Origin of the sequence: Pseudomonas marincola, from assembly GCF_900116605.1 — a bacterium.
Lineage (GTDB): Bacteria > Pseudomonadota > Gammaproteobacteria > Pseudomonadales > Pseudomonadaceae > Aquipseudomonas > Aquipseudomonas marincola.
In genome coordinates this window covers 33310-53057 of sequence record NZ_FPBC01000006.1, presented here as the reverse complement: position 1 = coordinate 53057, position 19748 = coordinate 33310, and the positions used below count along the sequence as shown (strand labels likewise).

The 19748-nt window shown below is 57.2% G+C and carries 16 protein-coding genes; 11 read left to right on the top strand and 5 right to left on the bottom strand.

Annotated elements, in window-relative coordinates:
* Positions 1–3: 3 nt before the first annotated feature.
* From BM395_RS11210 to BM395_RS11200, 3 genes are all read left to right on the top strand, one after another.
* Positions 4–1194 (top strand): acetyl-CoA C-acyltransferase, encoded by a 1191-nt coding sequence (locus BM395_RS11210; protein WP_090511866.1) that lies wholly within the window; start codon positions 4–6, stop codon positions 1192–1194.
* 11 nt (positions 1195–1205) lie between these two features.
* Positions 1206–2204 (top strand): acyl-CoA dehydrogenase family protein, encoded by a 999-nt coding sequence (locus BM395_RS11205; RefSeq protein WP_090511864.1) that lies wholly within the window; start codon positions 1206–1208, stop codon positions 2202–2204.
* Positions 2205–2284: 80 nt separating this feature from the next.
* The gene (locus BM395_RS11200; protein WP_090511861.1) at positions 2285–3955 is read left to right on the top strand and encodes an AMP-binding protein; all 1671 of its coding nucleotides are present in this window, start codon (positions 2285–2287) and stop codon (positions 3953–3955) included.
* Between the two features lie 62 nt (positions 3956–4017).
* Here BM395_RS11200 and BM395_RS11195 read toward each other — a convergent pair whose 3' ends face one another.
* Positions 4018–4956, bottom strand: coding sequence for a LysR family transcriptional regulator (locus BM395_RS11195; protein ID WP_069900346.1), 939 nt, complete (start codon positions 4954–4956; stop codon positions 4018–4020).
* 174 nt (positions 4957–5130) lie between these two features.
* On the opposite strand from BM395_RS11195, the gene BM395_RS11190 reads away from it, so the two are divergent.
* A complete protein-coding gene (locus BM395_RS11190) occupies positions 5131–6360 on the top strand; it encodes an acyl-CoA dehydrogenase (RefSeq protein ID WP_069900347.1) in 1230 nt (409 codons plus the stop codon).
* A 57-nt stretch (positions 6361–6417) separates the two neighbouring features.
* On the opposite strand, the gene BM395_RS11185 is transcribed toward BM395_RS11190, so the two are convergent.
* The 3 genes from BM395_RS11185 to xthA all read right to left on the bottom strand — a co-directional run bounded on the left by BM395_RS11185 (position 6418) and on the right by xthA (position 9100).
* Positions 6418–6603: a hypothetical protein gene (locus tag BM395_RS11185; RefSeq protein ID WP_090511859.1), complete on the bottom strand. Its 186-nt coding sequence runs from the start codon at positions 6601–6603 to the stop codon at positions 6418–6420.
* Between the two features lie 103 nt (positions 6604–6706).
* Complete coding sequence (locus tag BM395_RS11180) at positions 6707–8080, bottom strand: phosphate ABC transporter substrate-binding/OmpA family protein (RefSeq protein ID WP_090511856.1); 1374 nt, start codon at positions 8078–8080, stop codon at positions 6707–6709.
* A 207-nt stretch (positions 8081–8287) separates the two neighbouring features.
* Positions 8288–9100, bottom strand: coding sequence for an exodeoxyribonuclease III (gene xthA, locus BM395_RS11175; protein WP_090511853.1), 813 nt, complete (start codon positions 9098–9100; stop codon positions 8288–8290).
* Positions 9101–9297: 197 nt separating this feature from the next.
* On the opposite strand from xthA, the gene BM395_RS11170 reads away from it, so the two are divergent.
* The 7 genes from BM395_RS11170 (at position 9298) to BM395_RS23735 (ending at position 18526) form a co-directional block, all read left to right on the top strand.
* On the top strand, positions 9298–9939 hold the full coding sequence (locus BM395_RS11170) for a GNAT family N-acetyltransferase (protein WP_069900351.1): 642 nt from the start codon (positions 9298–9300) through the stop codon (positions 9937–9939).
* Positions 9940–10079: 140 nt separating this feature from the next.
* Complete coding sequence (locus BM395_RS11165; protein WP_090511850.1) at positions 10080–11810, top strand: autotransporter assembly complex protein TamA; 1731 nt, start codon at positions 10080–10082, stop codon at positions 11808–11810.
* The gene (locus BM395_RS11160) at positions 11807–15472 is read left to right on the top strand and encodes a translocation/assembly module TamB domain-containing protein (RefSeq protein WP_090511848.1); all 3666 of its coding nucleotides are present in this window, start codon (positions 11807–11809) and stop codon (positions 15470–15472) included. Before BM395_RS11165 ends, BM395_RS11160 begins: the two co-directional genes overlap by 4 nt.
* Before the next feature lie 226 nt (positions 15473–15698).
* On the top strand, positions 15699–17039 hold the full coding sequence (locus BM395_RS11155; RefSeq protein ID WP_090511845.1) for an alanine/glycine:cation symporter family protein: 1341 nt from the start codon (positions 15699–15701) through the stop codon (positions 17037–17039).
* A gap of 118 nt (positions 17040–17157) precedes the next feature.
* Positions 17158–17655, top strand: coding sequence for a thiol peroxidase (tpx, locus tag BM395_RS11150; protein WP_069900355.1), 498 nt, complete (start codon positions 17158–17160; stop codon positions 17653–17655).
* Positions 17656–17839: 184 nt separating this feature from the next.
* Entirely contained in the window at positions 17840–17962 is a 123-nt protein-coding gene (locus BM395_RS23740) for a hypothetical protein (protein ID WP_280142237.1), read from the top strand.
* Between the two features lie 441 nt (positions 17963–18403).
* Complete coding sequence (locus tag BM395_RS23735) at positions 18404–18526, top strand: hypothetical protein (protein WP_280142236.1); 123 nt, start codon at positions 18404–18406, stop codon at positions 18524–18526.
* Positions 18527–18653: 127 nt separating this feature from the next.
* Here BM395_RS23735 and BM395_RS11145 read toward each other — a convergent pair whose 3' ends face one another.
* On the bottom strand, positions 18654–19649 hold the full coding sequence (locus BM395_RS11145) for an aldo/keto reductase (RefSeq protein ID WP_090511841.1): 996 nt from the start codon (positions 19647–19649) through the stop codon (positions 18654–18656).
* Positions 19650–19748 lie beyond the last annotated feature (99 nt).

The following is a 19748-nucleotide window of genomic DNA, read 5'->3' as shown; positions in this document are numbered from 1 at the left end:
AGACTGATGATGAACGACCCAATTGTGATTGTCAGCGCTGCCCGTACCGCAATGGGCGGCTTTATGGGCGACTTCAAGTCGTTGTCTGCTGCCCAGTTGGGCGCCGCTGCAATCAAGGCAACCCTGGCGCGTACAGGCGTCGGCGCCGATGCGATTGATGAGGTGCTGATGGGCTGCGTCCTGCAAGCCGGGCAAGGCCAGGCGCCAGCACGGCAAGCGGCGCTCGGTGCGGGGTTAGCGCAAAGCACCGTATGTTCGACCATCAATAAAATGTGCGGCTCAGGCATGAAAGCGGTCATGCTCGGCCACGATGGCCTCCTTGCCGGCAGCGCCAATGTAGTGATTGCTGGCGGTATGGAGAGCATGTCGAATGCACCATATCTGCTCGACAAGGCACGTGGCGGTTATCGCATGGGTCACGGTCAGGTGCTTGATCACATGTTCCTCGATGGCCTTGAAGATGCTTATGACAAGGGCCGGCTGATGGGCACCTTCGCCGAAGACTGCGCCGAGGCTTATGGCTTTAGCCGCGAAGAGCAGGACAACTTCGCCATTACATCGCTGACCCGCGCGCAAAAGGCCATGAGCGAAGGCCGGTTCGACGCCGAGATTGTTGCACTCGATGCGCCGCAAGGCCGCGAAACCGTAACCATCGGCAAAGATGAACAACCGCCCAAGGCGCGTATCGACAAGATCCCGACCCTGAAACCGGCATTTCGCAGCGGCGGCACCGTGACAGCTGCCAATGCCAGTTCGATCTCCGATGGCGCCGCGGCGTTGATGCTGATGCGCCGCTCCACGGCCGAAGAACGCGGACTCACGCCGCTGGCGCAAATTGTCGGCCACGCATCGTTTGCTCACGCGCCCAGCCTGTTCGCCACCGCGCCCGTTGGCGCGATCAATAACCTGATGGCCCGTACTGGCTGGTCTTTGGCGCAGGTTGACCTGTTTGAAATCAACGAAGCCTTTGCCGTGGTTCCGATGGCGGCCATGCGCGACCTCGGCATTAGCCATGATGTGGTCAATGTTCACGGCGGCGCCTGTGCGCTGGGCCATCCGATCGGGGCATCGGGCGCGCGGGTGCTGGTGACGCTGCTCAATGCGCTGCAGCAGTATGATCTGCAACGCGGCGTCGCTTCGTTGTGCATCGGTGGCGGTGAAGCCACTGCGGTCGCCATCGAACGCCTGCGTTAAGGGGAATACTGATGATTCCATCCGAAGAAGAACTGCAAATCCGCGACGTTGCCCGTCAATTCGCTGAAGAACGCCTGAAGCCGTTCGCTGCTGAATGGGACCGCGAGCATCGTTTTCCCAAGGAAGCATTACGCGAGATGGCCGAACTGGGCTTTCTCGGCATGTTGGTGACAGAACAATGGGGAGGCGCCGAGACCGGCCATGTTGCCTACGCCATGGCGCTGGAAGAGATTGCCGCAGGCGACGGCGCTTGCTCGACCATCATGAGCGTGCACAACTCGGTCGGCTGCATGCCGATTCTCAAATACGGCAGCGAGGCGCAGAAGCAGCAGTTCTTGCGGCCCCTGGCCGAGGGCAAAATGATTGGCGCATTTGCCCTGACCGAACCGCACGCGGGCTCTGATGCCAGTGACTTGCGCACCAAAGCCAGACGCGACGGCGATGATTACGTGCTCAATGGCAGCAAGCAGTTCATTACCTCGGGCCAGCATGCCTCGGACACCTGCCAGTTGCAGTTCGATGATATGCGTATTCCTGCCAGCTTGCGGCTGGGCGAGGAGGGCGAAGGTTACAAGATTGCGTTGAGTAACCTTGAAGGTGGACGCATCGGCATCGCCTCGCAAGCTGTTGGCATGGCGCGGGCCGCTTTCGACGCAGCCCGCCAATACAGCCACGAGCGCGAGACCTTCGGCAAACCGATTATCGAGCATCAGGCCGTGGCGTTTCGCCTGGCTGATATGGCCACGCAGATTGCTGTGGCCCGGCAAATGGTTATGCACGCAGCAACCCTGCGTGAGGCGGGTTTGCCCTGCCTTGCCGAGGCGTCAATGGCCAAGCTGTTTGCCTCCGAGATGGCCGAGAAGGTCTGTTCGGCAGCCCTGCAAACGCTGGGTGGTTACGGTTATCTCAAGGACTTCCCGCTGGAACGGATTTATCGCGATGTACGCGTCTGCCAGATTTATGAAGGCACCAGCGATGTCCAGCGACTGGTAATTGCCCGCGGTTTATAGCGGGCCAGCAGCATGAACACCACGACAAAAACAACAACAGCGCTGAGCCGACAGGACGTCGGTTGAGCAAGAGGTGAAGTATGCAAGGCATGAGCTATACTCGCGGCCCGCAAGACAAACCCCTACTGGCGATGACCATTGGCGATGCGTTCGATCAGACGGTTGCGCGCTTCACTGAGCGCGATGCGTTGGTGGTATTGCATCAGAATGTGCGATTGAGTTGGACCCAGTTGCACCAGCAAGTCGAAGACTGCGCCCGGGCACTGATGGGCCTTGGTATTAAAACCGGGGATCGGGTTGGCGTGTGGGCGCCGAACTGTGCGCAGTGGACCATTTGCCAGTTTGCCACCGCGAAGATCGGCGCGATTCTGGTCAATATCAACCCGGCGTATCGCGGCAGCGAACTCGAATTTGCGCTGCGCCAATCCGGCTGCAGCTGGTTGGTAACAGCTGAGCAGTTCAAAACCAGTGACTATCACGCGATCCTGCAGCAACTGCTGCCCGAACTGAGCAGTGCCAAATTTGGCGAGTTGCAGAGTGAACAACTCCCGGCGCTGCGTGGTGTAATCAGCCTGGCGCAGAACCCGCCAGCAGGTTTTTTGCCGTGGCACCAATTAGCTGAATTCAGCGAGCCGGTGACGCCAGCGCAACTGCGAGAATGCCAGGCGTTGTTGCAGTTCGATGAGCCGATCAATATCCAGTACACCTCCGGTACCACTGGCGCGCCCAAAGGCGCGACGCTGAGCCATTACAATATTCTCAATAACGGTTATCTGGCTGCGTGCAGTCTGGGCCTCACCGAGCATGATCGGGTGGTGATCCCGGTGCCGCTGTATCACTGCTTCGGCATGGTGATGGGTAATCTGGGCTGTATCACCCACGGCGCAACGATGATTTATCCCGCTGCCGGTTTTGATCCGGAAGCGTGTTTGAAAGCAGTTGCGCAGGAACGTGCGACGGCGCTCTACGGCGTGCCGACCATGTTCATCGCCGAACTCGATCATCCGCGTCTTGGCGAATACGACCTGAGCAGTTTACGCACGGGCATCATGGGTGGGGCGACATGCCCGATTGAGGTTATGCGCCGGGTGATCAAGCAATTGCACATGAGCGAAGTGCAGATTGCCTACGGCATGACCGAAACCAGCCCGGTGTCTATGCAAACGGCAGCGGATGATGAACTTGAGATGCGCGTGACCCGCGTCGGCCGCACCCATCCTCACCTCGAAAGCAAGATAATCGATGAACATGGGCGCATTGTGCCGCGCGGCGTAACCGGCGAATTATGCACGCGTGGCTACAGCGTGATGCTCGGTTACTGGAATAATCCGCAGGCAACCAGTGAGGCGATTGATGCCGGCCGCTGGATGCACACAGGTGACTTGGCCAGCATGGATGAGCGTGGCTATGTGCAGATAGTCGGGCGCAGCAAGGACATGATTATTCGCGGCGGCGAGAACATCTATCCGCGTGAAATCGAAGAGTTTCTGTTCACCCATGCGGCCGTGGCGGACGTGCAGATTGTTGGCGTGCCGGATTCAAACTATGGCGAGGAAGTGGCGGCGTGGGTCAAGTTGCATGTCGACAGCGACTGCTGCGAAGAAACCCTCAGGGCTTTCTGCAAGGCCCATATCGCCCACTACAAAGTGCCGCGCTATATCAGGTTCGTCGACGAATTCCCAATGACCGTCACCGGTAAGATCCAGAAGTTTCGCATGCGCGAAGTGATGGTCGAAGAACTCAATCTCTGAACACTTCACACAGCTATCGGCAAGGTTTTACGGCCTTGCCGATAGGCATCTGAGTAGCTGCCTTACTGCGCTTGAAGTTCGGCTTTGACGACTCTTTCTTGCTTGTCGATCTTCTGGCAAATCTCGATCAATTGCTCGCGCATCCAGCGGTTAGCGGGGTCCTGATCAGTGCTCTCGTGCCAGTAAAGATGCGTTTCCAGGCTGGGAACATCCTTGACCGGCAACTCGATGTAATGCAGGTCGTTATTGCGCGCAAACCGCTCCGGCACAGTCATCGCCATGTCGGTGTTCTGCAACACGGTGCTGGCCATCAGGTAGTGCTGCGAACGCAGTGAAATCGTCCGTTGAATGCCCATCTTACCCAACGCCAGGTCGATATAACCGAGCCCGCTGCGGCGACTGGAAATGTGGATATGGCTCAGCGCCAGGTATTCGTCGAGGCTGATTTTGTCCTTGGCCATTGGGTGGCCACGGCGTACGGCACACACGTAGCGGTCTTCCATCAACTTAACGTGACGCACTTGCGCATCGGTGTTTAGCGGCGCATCCACGGCAAAGTCGAGGCGGCCGGCGGCCAACTCCTTGGTGGTATCACGGCGGCGCGAGAGCATGCTTTCGATACTCACCTTGGGCGCAAGGCGGCGCAGGCGCTGGAACAGCGGCGGCAGAATCACCGCCTCGCTGAGGTCGGTCATGCTGATGCGATAAGTCTTGCTGGCTTGCAGCGGGTTGAAAATGCGACTTTCCTGCACCGAGATCCGCAGTTGCTGCAAGGCATTGCGCACCGGGCCGATGATGTTCTGGGCCATTGGCGTAGGCACCATGCCCTGCGCGGTGCGGACAAATAACGGATCGTTGAAGGTTTCACGCAAGCGGGCGAGGGCGTTGGATACAGCCGGCTGGGTGATGCCGATGATCTGCCCGGCGCGGGTCAGATTCGCCTCGGTATAGATGGCATCAAACACGATAAACAGATTTAGATCGACCTTGTTGAGGTTCATTCAGCGCTAGCTCCGAGATGTGCCTTAATCAGTGAATCATATATCAGTGATGAATGTTCATAGACGTTGAAAATAGGTTAGGTAAATTTAGCTCGCTGATCTAGCATTATTTTCAAATCTCGGAAGCACAGTGGTTTCCGGCACACCGCACACACTCGTCAGAAGGTAGTCTCTATGGATTTCGCCTACTCCCCAAAGGTTCAGGAATTACGTGAACGTGTAACGGCGTTCATGGAAGCACACGTTTATCCCGCTGAAGCCGTGTTCGAGCAGCAAGTGAATGAGGGCGATCGTTGGCAGCCAACCGCCATCATGGAAGAGCTGAAGCAAAAGGCCAAAGCCGAGGGTTTGTGGAACCTGTTCCTGCCGGAGTCTGAGCTGGGTGCTGGCCTGACCAATACCGAGTACGCGCCGCTGGCTGAAATCATGGGCAGCTCGCTAATTGGCCCGGAGCCATTCAACTGCGCCGCGCCGGATACCGGTAACATGGAAGTGCTGGTGCGTTATGCCAACGAAGAGCAAAAGCAGCAGTGGCTGATGCCGTTGCTGAGCGGCGAAATCCGTTCGGCCTTTGCCATGACCGAGCCGCAAGTCGCGTCTTCCGATGCCACCAATATGCAGGCAACGGCGGTACGCGAGGGTGATGAGTGGGTGATCAATGGCCGCAAATGGTGGACATCGGGCGCTTGTGATCCGCGCTGCAAAATCCTCGTGTTCATGGGCCTGACCAATCCTGACGGTCCGCGCCACCAGCAGCACTCGATGATTCTGGTGCCGATGGACACGCCTGGGGTCAAGGTAATTCGTCCGCTGCCGGTATTCGGTTACGACGATGCGCCGCACGGCCACGCCGAGATGGTATTTGAAAATGTTCGCGTGCCTTACGAGAACGTATTGCTGGGTGAGGGTCGCGGTTTCGAGATCGCACAGGGCCGATTGGGGCCAGGCCGTATCCACCACTGCATGCGCTCTATCGGCATGGCAGAACGCGCGCTTAAGTTGATGTGCGAACGCTCCATTGAGCGCACTGCATTCGGCAAACCTCTGGCACGCCTGGGCGGCAACGTCGACCTGATCGCCGACTCGCGCATGGAAATCAATATGGCGCGATTGCTGACGCTCAACGCGGCCTACATGATGGACACCGTTGGCAACAAGGTAGCCCGCAGCGAAATCGCCCAGATCAAGGTTGTGGCGCCGAATGTGGCCTTGAAGGTTATCGATCGTGCAATCCAGATGCACGGTGGCGGCGGTGTTTCCAACGACTTCCCGCTGGCTTACTGGTACGCCATGCAGCGCACATTGCGCCTGGCCGATGGCCCGGATGAAGTGCACCGCGCGGCAATCGGCAAGTTCGAGATTGGCAAGTACATCTCGCGCGAGCAGATGAAGGCTTCACGCTAATCAGCCTGTAGAACGCACAAGGCCCGCTAAATGCGGGCCTTGTGCGTTATCAAGTGACTATTCTGATTCAGGGTTCAGCGCGGCTTGTTGTTGCAGCCAGACACGGCGCATTTGCAATTGATTGGCAAAGGTGCGCGCCGCCAGTTCTTCATGAAAGGTCAGGGCGCGACGGCCCAGACGCACGCGCCAGAGCGTTTGACGATTACGCTCGATGGTTTCGATCTGGATGACAGCAGGTTTCAAAACGGAGTTCCTTGCTACATATTGGCAATGTGCCACTATCGCTAAGGTTACGCTATTCATCCTCAGTCGTGAATATCCGCGAGCGCATCACCGTGCATTTCACTCAGTTATAAACCCAGACCTCAACCCGCCGATTCTTGATTCGACCCTCATCCATATCATTGGCCGCGATGGGCAGTTGTTCACCCATGCCAAGGATATCGGCGAACGAAACCTTGCCTCTGGCCAACTCCCTGCGCACGGCCATTGCCCGCAGCTTGGAGAGTAACTCGGCGCGTGCCGGGTCCGCTTTGGGATCGCCAAAGCCTACCAATACCGCCTTGCGATTCATTTTGTCCTGCGTTTGCAGGTAGTCGAGTACCCGTTGCAGATCGCGCTGAGCCTTGTTGTCGAGGGTGGCGCTGCCTTGCTCGAAACGAAAATTCACCGATAAGCGTTGCGCCTGTTTGGCCAGTTGTTGATACGACTCGGGCATATTCGGGTTAGGCGTCACCTTGACCGCTTGCACGGTCTGCGCGATGAAACCGTTTTGCGCCACAACCTGCTGGCCTTCTTCGCTGTGCGCAAACGCCAGCAGTTGTTTGGCCCAGCTGTTTTCAAGGTTGGGCGGCGCATAGATGAACAGCCGGCGCGACAACGGATAGTCTTCGGTAGCAATCAGCGTGCGGCTTGGCAGCATCGGTTGCGAATCACCGGCGGCGATGGCTAATGCCTTGGCTTTGAGGATGTAGGGCAAACCGATGAAACCGATGCCTTGCGGATCGTCACTGACAAGTTGCGAGAGCTTGTTGCTGTCTTCATAACGCTTCGCATTGCCACTCAGGCTTTTACCGTTGGCGGCTAATACCAATTCCTTGAAGGTGTCGTAGGTGCCCGAATTGTCATCACGTGCATACAGATTGATCGGGCCAGGCTTGCCGCCGACATCGGCCCAGTTGCGGATTTCCCCGGCGTATATCGCCGCCAGCTGATCGGTGCGCAGCGCGGAAATCGGGTTTTGCGGATTGATGATAATCGCGAGTCCGTCGATAGCGATGATCTGTTCGGCAGTCGGGCTTTTCATGTCGCCGCGACTGGCCAGCGCGCTGACCTCACTGGACTTGATCGGACGTGACGCCGCCGCAAGATCAGCCGTGCCGTCGAGTAATGCTGCAAAGCCGGTGCTGGAACCATGCGCGGCCAGGTCGAAGTGCACGGTTTTGCCGTTGGCCGTGGTAGCGCTGATTTGTTGCTCGTTTTCGATAGCACCCGGTGTGCTGCGGATATTGCTCAGGCCTTGTTGTGCAAGCAGGCCCTTGACCAATGCAGGACCGAGCGCAGCACCGATGGTATTGGAGCCCTGAATACGCAGCTGCGGGTTATTTGCATCGGCGGCGAAGACCGACCAGGGCAGGGCATAACAGATGAATCCCAATACCAGCAGGGATGTAGTACGACTCCAGACTTCGCGTTCACTATCGAACAGGGAGCGAGACATTCAGCAGACACCTTGAATAGACCAGTTTGGGTGCCGCGACGATAAGACAATCAGATGACTGCAATATGACAAGCAGTAGGAAGGTTAGGGTGTACGCAAAACGTGTGCGTCAGTTCACGCGAGCGTGCGCAGCGCACGCCGGGCTCAGCACTGTGCGCATATAGCATCTAAGCCCGGAGTAGCAAGACTTGTGGCCGTTCGGTGGGCCTAGTCCAGTTTCAGCCAGATAGGCGCGTGGTCGGAGGGCTTTTCCAGTGCGCGCAGTTCATAGTCGATACCCGCATCAGCGATGCGTGACTGCAGGGCTTGCGAGGCCAGGATTACGTCAATGCGCAGGCCGCGCTTGGGTTCGTCCTCAAAGCCGCGGCTGCGGTAGTCGAACCAGCTGAAACGATCATCAATTTCGGGGTGCAAATGACGGAAGCTGTCGACAAGGCCCCAGCCTTTCAGGGTCGCGAGCCACTCGCGCTCTTCCGGCAGGAAGCTGCACTTGCCGGTTTTCAGCCAGCGCTTGCGATTGACTTCGCCGATGCCGATATCCTGATCTTCTGGCGAGATATTGATATCACCCATCACGACAACCGCTTGCTCAGGGGTAAAACGCTCGAGCAACAGCTGTTGCAGGTCCGCATAGAAGCGCTGCTTGGCCGGGAACTTGGTGGGATGGTCGCGGCTTTCACCTTGCGGAAAGTAGCCGTTCATGACGGTCACTGGCTGGCCATTTGCATCGGCGAAGGTGGCGTAGATGAAGCGCCGTTGCGACTCTTCGCTATCGCCCGGGAAACCTTTATGCACTTCTAATGGTTCCTGACGCGACAGCATGGCAACGCCATAGTGGCCTTTCTGGCCGTGGTAATGCACGTGATAACCCAGTGCGCGAATATCGGCTTCGGGAAATTGTTCGTCGGCTACTTTGGTTTCCTGCAGGCCGATAACATCCGGCTGATGTTTCTCGATCAATGCGGCCAGCTGATGAGGGCGTGCACGCAGGCCATTGATATTGAAGGAGACAATCTTCATGACAGGCTGTCCTGGATTTTTGGCTAGATGAAGCGCAGATGCTAGCTGATCTGGTGGGCGCACGGCCAGCAATCTAGCGATTGCTCTGCAGCGGTGCTAGTGTGAGGACAGGTGTTACCGATTAGCTGCAAGCCTGCCCGACGCCTTATTGACCCGCATGCAATTTCGACCCATGAGATAACTAAAGGTCATCGATTATGCCGAACAGTCCTGCTGAAATTCGTTTACTCGACCACGGCTATTCGCGCGAAGCGCGCTCATTGTTGTATCAAGCCTATCGGCATGATCCAACATTCGCCCATATATTCGAGGCGGATCGTCCCGGATTCGATCAGCGGGTTCGCGCCACCATTCGCGAGCTGATTCATCAGCACTTTAATGAAGAGCTGCCAGCGCTCGGCTTGTTGATTGAGGATCGGCTCATTGGCATGGTGCTGATCGCGCCGCCGCAACGTCGGTTTGACCTGACAGAAAGTTGGGCCTGGCGCATGCGCATGCTGCTTACCACCGGTTTTCGCTGCACCCGGCGTTACCTTGAATACCACGACGCCGTCATGGCTTGCCTGCCCTCAGACAACTACCACGTGCTGCCTTTAATCGGCATACACCCCGAGTTTCAAGGCCAGCATCTGGGTGAGCAACTACTCGAAGCGTTGCATGACTGGTGCGCCGAAGATCCGCACTCGAAAGGCATTGTGCTCGATACCGGCAACCCGCATTACCTGAGTTTTTATAAGCGCAAAGGCTACGAGGAAATCGGTGAAGTGGCGGTAGGCCCGATTATCGAGCATGTGTTTTTTCACCCCAATCCTCAGGTCAGTGTCAAAGCCAGCGCTTGAATCGCGCTGCGAAAACCCCGCTGAGTCTGCAAAGGAGTTGAGGTTTATTGCCTGACGCACGGATTTGCATTCACCCAAATGCATCGGCTGTACCCACTGTCAATGCTGAACGTCTATCGGCTCGTGCTAGCATCCGCTCTATGACAGTGGTTTTTAAGTATTTAACCTCCTTTTTGCTCGCGCTCTTCAGCTCGGTTCTGCTGGCGGAAGAGCGCTTGGTGGTAAAGATAGAACCGGCCAACAAAGCGCTCAAAGCCAACGTGGAAGGCTACGTCGGCGATCTTGGCGAGCGCGATGAAAAAGCCCTGTTGCGCTTTAGTCACATTGCTTCCGGTCAGGCCGAGAAAGCGCTGCAGGCCTTCGGCTACTACCAAAGCACGATCAACACCGAGGTCACTGACGACACGCCGGCCAAGCTGATCATCAATATTGAGCCCGGTGAACCGGTGCACTTGCGCAATGTGCTGGTACGGGTTGAAGGCCCGGCCGCCGCGATGACTGCGTTTCGCCCTCCAAAGAGTGCGCGCCTGCAAACCGGCGACGTGCTCAATCACGGCACCTACGAGGCGGCTAAACGACACATCGAGAACCAGGCATCGCGTTACGGTTTCTTTTCCGGCAAGTTCACCGAACAAACCCTTGAGATAAACCCCGAAACCGGCACGGCTGATATCAGGCTTATTTACAGCAGTGGCGAGCGCTATCAGTTGGGCGCAGTGACCTTCAGCGGTGAAACCATTCTCGATGAAGAACTGCTGCGCCGGATGATCCCGTTCGAGGCAGATTCTGAGTACGATTCAGACAAGATCGCCCAGTTGTATCAGGCATTGCGTTCCAGCGGTTACTTCGAAAACGTGCAGGTTGATGCCAATCCCGCGCAAGCCAATGATCTGACCATTCCGGTCAATGTCGGGCTGGATATGCGTAAACCGCGCAGCGTGGGGTTTGGTCTTGGCTTCTCAACAGACGTCGGGCCACGCGGCAAGGCCAACTGGACACGGCATTGGGCCAACTCCAAAGGTCACAGCTATGGCACCGAGATGGAATTGTCTGCTCCGCGTCAGAACATCGGCCTGTTCTATGACGTGCCGCTTGATCCGCCACTGACGGACAAATTCCGCTTTGCCGGGGGTTACCAGTACGAAGAGCTGGCCGATACCGACACCCTCAGTAAGCTGCTCACGGTGGGCCCGGAATGGCACCGCCAACTCGACAGTGGCTGGCAGCGGGTGATTTCCCTCAAGTACCAGCACGAAGAATATCGCCTGGGTGATGATGAAGGCCTGAGCACGCTGCTCATGCCCGGCATCAGCTTTGCTTACCTGAAAAGCGACAGCAAGATCGATCCCAATCAGGGTTATCGTCTGCAGTTGGATTTGTCCGGGGCCAAGGAAGGACTGCTCTCCGACTCGGATGTTGTGCACGTAAATGCCCTGGCCAAGGGCTTGTACACACTGGCTCAACGTCACCGTTTTCTGGGCCGCATACAGCTTGGCGCTACTGAGTCGAACGGTTTCGGCAATGTGCCGCCATCGCTGCGTTTCTTTGCCGGTGGTGACCAGAGTGTCAGGGGCTACGACTATCAGACGTTGTCACCGGAGAACTCCGATGGCGACAAGATCGGCGGCAAGTACATGGTCAGCGGCACCGCTGAATACCAATACAGCGTCGCCGATAAATGGCGCGTTGCCGGCTTCTATGACGCCGGTAATGCGTTTAACAATCTCGACCTGCCGAGCCTGAAAAGCTCTGTCGGTTTTGGCCTGCGCTGGGTATCACCCGTCGGGCCGTTGCGCTTTGATTTGGCCTTCCCGTTGAACGATGACGATTCTGGCGTGCACTTCCATTTCTCGATGGGGCCAGAACTATGAAACGGGTATTACGCTGGGCGCTGGGCGTGATTGTTGTGTTGCTCCTGCTCATTGCGCTGGCCGTTCTTGGACTGTTGGGGACTCAAGGGGGCAGCCGTTGGATATTGCAGCAAGTGCCCGGCCTAATTGTCAGCAACTACAGCGGTCGGCTGGGCGGTCAGTGGCAGGCAGATGAAATTGTCTGGCAGCAGGATGCCACCAAGGCGGTGGTAATGCGCCCGGCCTTCAACTGGTCGCCCGGCTGTTTGCTAAAGATGACGCTGTGCATCAAACAACTGCATGTCGACAGCATTGTTCTGGATTTGCCGCCATCTACCGAAAACAGCAGCGAGCCGTTCAGCTTGCCCGATGTGCAACTGCCGATAGACCTGCAAGTTGAAGACGTGCGCATCGGCGCGCTCGAACTCAATGGCGCGCAGCAACTGAAAAGCCTCAATCTCAATGCTCACTGGGCCAATCAGGGGCTGCAGATTGATAGCCTGGATGTGCTGCGCGAAGATTTAGGCCTCAATCTCACCGGCCATTTGCAACCCAGTGGCAATTGGCCGTTAACGCTCAGCGGTGATGCAACCTTGCCTGCGCCAGATAAACAGCCTTGGGCTGTGCAGATAAAGGTTGGCGGTGAACTGCTTAACAGCCTCAACCTGGACATCGCCAGCAGCGGTTACCTCAATGCGCAACTGACCGGCGCGGTACAGGCATTGGCCGAAGACTTGCCGCTGCAGGCACAAATCAAGGCCGATGGCTTTAAAGCCATTGCGGATCTGCCAAACACGCTGACGCTTAACCAGTTAGTGCTCGACGCCAAAGGCGACCTCAAGTCGGGCTACACCATTACCGGTAATGCTCAGCTGCCGGGTGAAGAGGGCCCAGTGGCACTGTTGCTCAATGCGTTGGTAGACGCCAGTGGTGCGCAGATCAGCACCTTGCGCCTTGAAGATGAAAAAAAGCAGCATCTGCAACTGAGTGCGGATCTGGACTGGAGCGATGAGTTCAGCGCCGACAGCAAGATCGAGTGGGACAACTTCCCGTGGCACTCGCTGTATCCGGCGGTCGATGAGCCACCGGTCAAGCTCAACAAACTCTCCGCTGAGGTCAGCTACAGCAAGGAGCATTATCTGGGCTCGCTCGACGCGGCGCTCGATGGTCCGGCAGGCGCTTTCACGGTGGTCACGCCATTCAGTGGCGACTTGCAGCAAGTGTTTCTGCCGCAGTTGCAGGTCGATGCCGGTCAGGGCAGTGTCTCTGGCGGAGTCAAAGTCGGCTTTGCCAACGGTGTGACGTGGGATGCCCAGCTTGAGCTGAAGCAGTTTGATCCGGCGTTTTGGGTCGCCGAGCTGCCGGGTTCACTTGGCGGGCCCGTGCGTACCACCGGCAGCTTTATCAATGACAAGCTCAAGCTGGACAGTGATATCAAGATAACCGGTCGATTACGCGGGCAACCTGCGCTCATCAGCGCCAAGGCCCAAGGCGAGGGCGAGCAGTGGCACGTCAATGATATCGAGTTGGGGCTGGGCGATAACCGCATCAAGGGCAACGGCAGCCTGAACAAAACGCTGGCCGGGCAGCTCAATTTGAATCTGCCCAAACTTGGCCAACTGTGGCCGGGCCTGCAGGGCCAGGTTCAGGGCAACGTTGCTGTTTCCGGCACCCTCCAAGCGCCGCAAGGCACGCTCAAGCTCGACGGCAAGGCACTGGCTTTTCAGGACAATCGCGTACAAAGCTTGCAGGCAAATGCCCGACTGGATGCTAATCAGCAGGCCAAAATTGATCTCTTGCTGAACAAGATCATGAGCGGTGGCAACGTCATCGGTGATCTGGCGGTCGCGGGCAGCGGCGATATCAAGCGTCAGCAAGCGACCATCGATCTCAAAGGTCCGCAACTCAATACCCAGATTGCCGCGGATGGCACGCTCAACCAAGGTGCATGGCGCGGACGCTTGGCCAAGCTGGGTATTCAAGCGGGCGGGCAGGATTGGCAGTTACGCGCACCTGCGAGCGTAGAGCGCCTTGCCGATCGCAAGATCACCCTGGGCGAGCATTGCCTGGTATCGCAGGGAGCCAGCCTGTGCGGCGACAAGCAACGGCTGATCCCCGATACGCAGTTGCGCTACAAGCTGCGCAACTTCCCGATGGACAGCCTCAAACCCTGGCTGCCTGACGACTTTGAATGGCAAGGCGAACTCAGCGCGGACATAAACCTTGATCTGCCTGCCAGCGGCCCGAAAGGCAAAATCAGCATTGATGCGGGGCAGGGCGTCTGGAAGGTCAGGGATAATCAGCAGTGGGTAGATTTCAACTATCAGCGCCTGCGACTAGATACTGATATTGGTGCCAAACAAATCGGTACGAGACTGGACCTGCAAGGACCGAAAATTGGCCAGCTCAACGTGCAGGCGGCATTTGATCCAAGGCCTGGCAGTCGGCCTTTGTCCGGCACGTTCAGGCTGGCGGGCGTCGACCTCTCGGCCGCACGGCCTTTTGTGCCAATGGTCGACCAGTTGCAGGGCCAGCTCAATGGCAGCGGCAGCATCAGCGGCACCTTGCTCAAACCACTGGTTAACGGCCAGGTACAGCTTAAGGATGGCCACATCGCCGGCGGGCAATTGCCGACCAATATTGAAGCGCTGCAGCTACAGGCCCTGATCAACGGCGAAAGCATGACACTCAGCGGTGACTGGCGCAGCGGCGAAACCGGCAGCGGTAAGATTAATGGCAATCTGGCCTGGGGCGGCCCGCTGGCCGGGCAAGTCAAATTGCAAGGTACGCGCCTGCCCATTGCAGTAGAACCCTTTGCCGAGATCGAAGTTGAGCCGGACCTGACGTTGGTAGTCGGCAACGAAGCTATGTCGATCAAAGGCCGCGTGGCCGTGCCGCGCGGCAAGATCGAGATTCGCGAAATTCCGCCGTCAACCGTGCGGGTATCCGAAGATGCGCGCATTGTCGGTGCCAAGGAAGAGGCCAAGCAGCCTGTGGCCATCGCCATGGATATTGATGTGGTTGTTGGCGAAGACAAACTCACCTTCAAAGGTTTCGGGCTGCGGGCCAACATTGCCGGCAAGGTACATATCGGCAACGACCTCGATACGCGCGGCGTGCTTGATCTCAAGGACGGGAAATTCAGCAAGTTCGGTCAGAAGCTGACCATCCGCCGCGCGCGTGTGCTGTTTGCCGGGCCGATCTACCAGCCGTACATCGATGTCGAGGCCATACGCGAAGTGGACGACGTTACCGCCGGTATCCGCTTGTCCGGGCATGCCGAGCAGCCGACGACTGAGGTTTTCTCTGAACCGGCCATGAGTCAGAGCCAGGCGCTGTCCTATTTGCTGTTAGGCCGGCCATTGGGTGAGGAGGGCGACAGCAATCTGGTCGGTCAGGCGGTTCTGGCCCTTGGTCTGGCCGGTGGCTCTCCGATGGCGAGCAACGTTGCCAGCAAACTCGGCATCAGTGATTTCCAACTCGACAGCGAGGGCAGCGGCAGTAACACCAGCCTGGTGGCGAGTGGCAAACTCACCGATCGCCTGAGCCTGCGCTACGGCGTGGGGGTGTTCGAGCCGGTCAATACTGTTGCCTTGCGCTATATTTTGACCAAACGCATCTACCTTGAGGCGGCTAGCGGACTGGCCAGTTCCCTGGATATTTTTTATACCCGTGAGTTCTAGTCGCGCAAATACCCATCGTTATGGCTGTAAATGACGCTGCCAGTTGAAAAAAGACCGTGGTAGCATCCACCGCCGCTGGCGACTTTGTTGCCAGATGCTTCTGAAAATCTGTATGGCGCTACCCGACACACAGATCAAAAGTCCGCAATACAGAACTGTTATCGCAGTTCGACCCTAATCAACGGCCCGGTCACGATCCGGCTGTAAAAATAATAAGGAGCTACAGATGGAATTCATCAACACGCTGGTTAACCAGATAAACGGGCTCGTCTGGGGACCGCCCATGTTGGTGCTGATTCTGGGTACGGGCCTGTTCCTGATGCTGCGGCTGAAGTTCATGCCGCTGACCCATATTGCTGCAGGTTTCCGTTTGATGTGGCAAGGCCGCGTCAAGGGCGACAACGAAAGCGGCGAGATCACACCGTTCCAGGCACTGATGACCACACTGGCGGCCACCGTCGGTACCGGTAACATTGCCGGTGTTGCCACCGCCATCTTCCTCGGCGGCCCGGGCGCGTTGTTCTGGATGTGGTGCACGGCACTCGTCGGCATGGCCACCAAATACTGCGAAGTGGTTCTGGCTGTTCACTACCGTGAAAAAGACGCCAATGGCGAGCACGTTGGCGGCCCGATGTACGCGATCAAAAATGGTCTGGGCAAGAAGTGGGCTTGGCTGGGCACAGCATTCGCCATCTTCGGCGGCTTGGCTGGTTTCGGTATCGGCAACATGGTCCAGGTCAACAGCATGGCTGGCGCTCTGGAAGAAACCTTCGGCGTGACCCCGTTGATCACCGGTGTCGTCAGCATGGTGCTGGTGGGCATGGTAATTCTCGGTGGTATCCGCCGCATTGGTAAGGTTGCCGCCTCGCTGGTTCCTTTCATGTGTGTGGCCTACATCATCGCTGCCATCGTGGTTCTGGTGGTCAATGCTGCGCAGATTCCAGCGGCATTCAGCCTGATCTTCACCCACGCGTTCAGCCCGATTGCAGCCACTGGCGGTTTCGCCGGCGCGGCAGTGATTGCTGCGATTCGCTTCGGTGTTGCGCGCGGTATTTTCTCCAACGAAGCAGGTCTGGGTACTGCGGGTATCGCACAGGCGGCTGGCACCACTGATAGCCCAATTCGCTCCGGCATGATCGGTATGCTTGGGACGTTCATCGACACGCTGGTTATCTGCACCATGACGGGTCTGGTAATCATCTGCTCCGGTGTTTGGACCAGTGGCACCAGTGGCGCGGCGTTGTCTGCTGCTGCGTTCGACTCGGCGATGCCTGGCATTGGTGGCCCGATCCTGACTATCGCGCTGGTGGTATTCGCCTTCACCACCATTCTGGGTTGGAGCTACTACGGCGAGAAGTGCTGGGAATACATGGTTGGCACCAAGTCGAACATGCCGTTCCGGATCGTCTGGGTATTGGCTGTACCGTTTGGTGCAATGGCCCACCTGGACTTCGCATGGCTGGTCGCTGATACGCTTAACGGCCTGATGGCGATTCCAAACCTGCTGTCGCTGCTGCTGCTTAGCCCGGTGGTGATCAAGCTGACTAAAGACCATTTCGCCAAGTAACCGGCAAAGAGTCGATGGTTAAAAAAGCTCCCGTTTAGGGAGCTTTTTTTTGCGTAGCCTGTTTAAATCAGGCAACGCTTGAAGATGTACACACTCACTCAGTAAAGAGGTTATTTCCATGGCTCAAGTAACTCTGCGTGGCAACCCGGTAACAGTTGATGGCCAGCTGCCACAAGTCGGTCAGCAAGCGCCTGCGTTCCAGCTGGTCGGCACTGACTTGTCTGACATCAGCCTGAGCAGCATGGCTGGCAAGCGTAAAGTACTGAACATTTTCCCAAGTGTTGATACCCCGACCTGCGCGACTTCTGTACGTAAATTCAACACCGAAGCCAGCGGTCTGGATAACACTGTGGTGCTGTGCATCTCGGCTGACCTGCCATTCGCCCAAGCCCGCTTCTGCGGCGCTGAAGGTCTGGAAAACGTGGTGAGCCTGTCGACCATGCGCGGCACCGAGTTCCTCAAGAACTACGGCGTTGCTCTGGTAGACGGCCCATTGGCGGGCGTTGCAGCTCGCGCAGTTGTCGTGCTCGATGAAAACGACAAAGTCCTGCACAGCGAACTGGTAGCTGAAATCGGCACCGAGCCGGACTACAGCGCCGCCCTCGCAGCCCTGTAATAGCGCTTCTTGCTCAACGCATAACGGCCTCTTAATGAGGCCGTTATGCGTTACGCCGCCAGATTGTAGGCAGCCGCATCGAGCCGTACGTTATCCCGGAAATCGCAATGACGGATTAACCTGCGGTTTATCCATCCTCCGTGTGGGTTTTGTATATCCGGTGTCCGCCGAACCCAACCGGAGGATGGATAGCCCCAACGGGGCAATCCGTCATGACGTAATCACGCCGAACGAATCACCGCCGGATCACGAACTCAACACCACAATCGACCCGAACGTTATCCCGGAAATCGCGATGACGGATTAACCTGCGGTTTATCCATCCTCCGTGTGGGTTTTGTATATCCGGTGTCCGCAAATCCCAACTGGAGGATGGATAGCCCCGGCGGGGCTATCCGTCATGACGCAATCACGCCGAACGAATCACCGCCGGAGCACAAACTCAACATCACCATCGAGCCGTACGTTATCCCGGAAATCGCAATGACGGATTAACCTGCGGTTTATCCATCCTCCGTGTGGGTTTTGTATATCCGGTGTCCGCCGAACCCAACCGGAGGATGGATAGCCCCAACGGGGCAATCCGTCATAAGGCAATCACGCCGAACGAATCACCGCCAGATCACAAATTCAAAACCGCCCTGGACCCGCACGTTACCCCGGAAATCGCGATGACGGATTAACCTGCGGTTTATCCATCCTCCGTGTGGGTTTTGTTTATCGGGTGCACGCCAAACCCGACTGGAGGATGGATAGCCCCGACGGGGCAATCCGTCATGACGTAATCACGCCGAACGAATCACCCCCGTATCACAAACTCACCATCGCCATCGACCCGCACGTTATCCCGAAAATCGCAATGACGGATTAACCTACGGTTTATCCATCCTGCGTGTGGGTTTTGTTTATCCGGTGCACGCCAAACCCGACTGGAGGATGGATAGCCCCGACGGGGCAATCCGTCATGACGTAATCACGCCGAAATAATCACCGCCAGATCACAAACTCACCATCGCCATCGACTCGGCGCTGTATCGATCTCCGGCCACGGCGTCGGCGGGGAAGATGGCGTTTATCGCCGAGAGCTCATCTGCGCTCAGGGAAATATCCAGCGCCGCACAATTGGCTTGCAAATAACGCCGGCGCTTGGTTCCGGGGATCGGCACGATGTCATCGCCTTGAGCGAGCACCCAGGCCAATGCCAGCTGGGAAGGTTGCACGCCTTTATCCGCCGCCATTTTCTCGATTTGCGCCACTAATTGCAGATTTCGCTGGAAGTTCTCGCCTTGAAACCGCGGCGTAAAACGCCGGTAATCGTCTTCAGCAAAGTCCTCCGGTGATTTAAGTGCGCCGGTTAAAAAGCCACGCCCCAGCGGGCTGTAAGGAACAAAGCCAACGCCCAATTCCCGGCATTTTGCCAAAACCCCATTACTCTCGGGATCGCGCGTCCACAGTGAATATTCACTCTGCACGGCGGTAATCGGGTGTACCTTGTGCGCCCGCGCAAGCGTTGCAGAGGCAACCTCACTCAGGCCGATGTAGCGCACCTTGCCTTCACTGACGAGCTGCGCCATTGCGCCGACGGATTCTTCAATCGGCACCTCGGGATCAATCCGGTGCTGGTAATACAGATCTATATAGTCAGTGCCGAGGCGCTGCAGGCTGCCTTCAATCGCTTGGCGAATATATTCGGGACGACCACTGACGCCGCGCTTATGCGGATTTTCAGTATCGCGCAGCAAGCCGAACTTGGTGGCGATAAAGGCTTGCTCACGCTTGCCTTTGAGGGCTTTGCCCAGCAGCAGCTCATTAGTATGTGGGCCATACGCATCGGCGGTGTCGAGCAGGTTGATGCCCATTTCAAGCGCCAAATGCAACGTGGCGATCGACTCCTGTTCATCCAGGCCTGTGACATAGAAATCGCTCATGCCCATGCAACCCAAACCCATCGCCGAGACCAGCGGGCCGTTGCTACCCAGTTGTCGTTGTTTCATCAGAGACTCCAGTGGTTGGATGCGATGGAGTCAGTTTCAGTGTTTTCATTAGCAGGATAAACCCGCAAAAATTACATACACTGTTTGCCATTATTGAAT

Coding starts and splice junctions, on each gene's coding strand:
- xthA (WP_090511853.1), bottom strand. CDS start 9,100: ATGAAGATTGTCTCCTTCAATATCAATGGCCTGCGTGCACGCCCTCAT.
- BM395_RS23735 (WP_280142236.1), top strand. CDS start 18,404: ATGGATAGCCCCGACGGGGCAATCCGTCATGACGTAATCACGCCGAAC.
- BM395_RS23740 (WP_280142237.1), top strand. CDS start 17,840: ATGGATAGCCCCAACGGGGCAATCCGTCATGACGTAATCACGCCGAAC.
- BM395_RS11200 (WP_090511861.1), top strand. CDS start 2,285: ATGCAAGGCATGAGCTATACTCGCGGCCCGCAAGACAAACCCCTACTG.
- BM395_RS11195 (WP_069900346.1), bottom strand. CDS start 4,956: ATGAACCTCAACAAGGTCGATCTAAATCTGTTTATCGTGTTTGATGCC.
- BM395_RS11180 (WP_090511856.1), bottom strand. CDS start 8,080: ATGTCTCGCTCCCTGTTCGATAGTGAACGCGAAGTCTGGAGTCGTACT.
- BM395_RS11170 (WP_069900351.1), top strand. CDS start 9,298: ATGCCGAACAGTCCTGCTGAAATTCGTTTACTCGACCACGGCTATTCG.
- BM395_RS11160 (WP_090511848.1), top strand. CDS start 11,807: ATGAAACGGGTATTACGCTGGGCGCTGGGCGTGATTGTTGTGTTGCTC.
- BM395_RS11145 (WP_090511841.1), bottom strand. CDS start 19,649: ATGAAACAACGACAACTGGGTAGCAACGGCCCGCTGGTCTCGGCGATG.
- BM395_RS11190 (WP_069900347.1), top strand. CDS start 5,131: ATGGATTTCGCCTACTCCCCAAAGGTTCAGGAATTACGTGAACGTGTA.
- BM395_RS11205 (WP_090511864.1), top strand. CDS start 1,206: ATGATTCCATCCGAAGAAGAACTGCAAATCCGCGACGTTGCCCGTCAA.
- BM395_RS11165 (WP_090511850.1), top strand. CDS start 10,080: ATGACAGTGGTTTTTAAGTATTTAACCTCCTTTTTGCTCGCGCTCTTC.
- tpx (WP_069900355.1), top strand. CDS start 17,158: ATGGCTCAAGTAACTCTGCGTGGCAACCCGGTAACAGTTGATGGCCAG.
- BM395_RS11155 (WP_090511845.1), top strand. CDS start 15,699: ATGGAATTCATCAACACGCTGGTTAACCAGATAAACGGGCTCGTCTGG.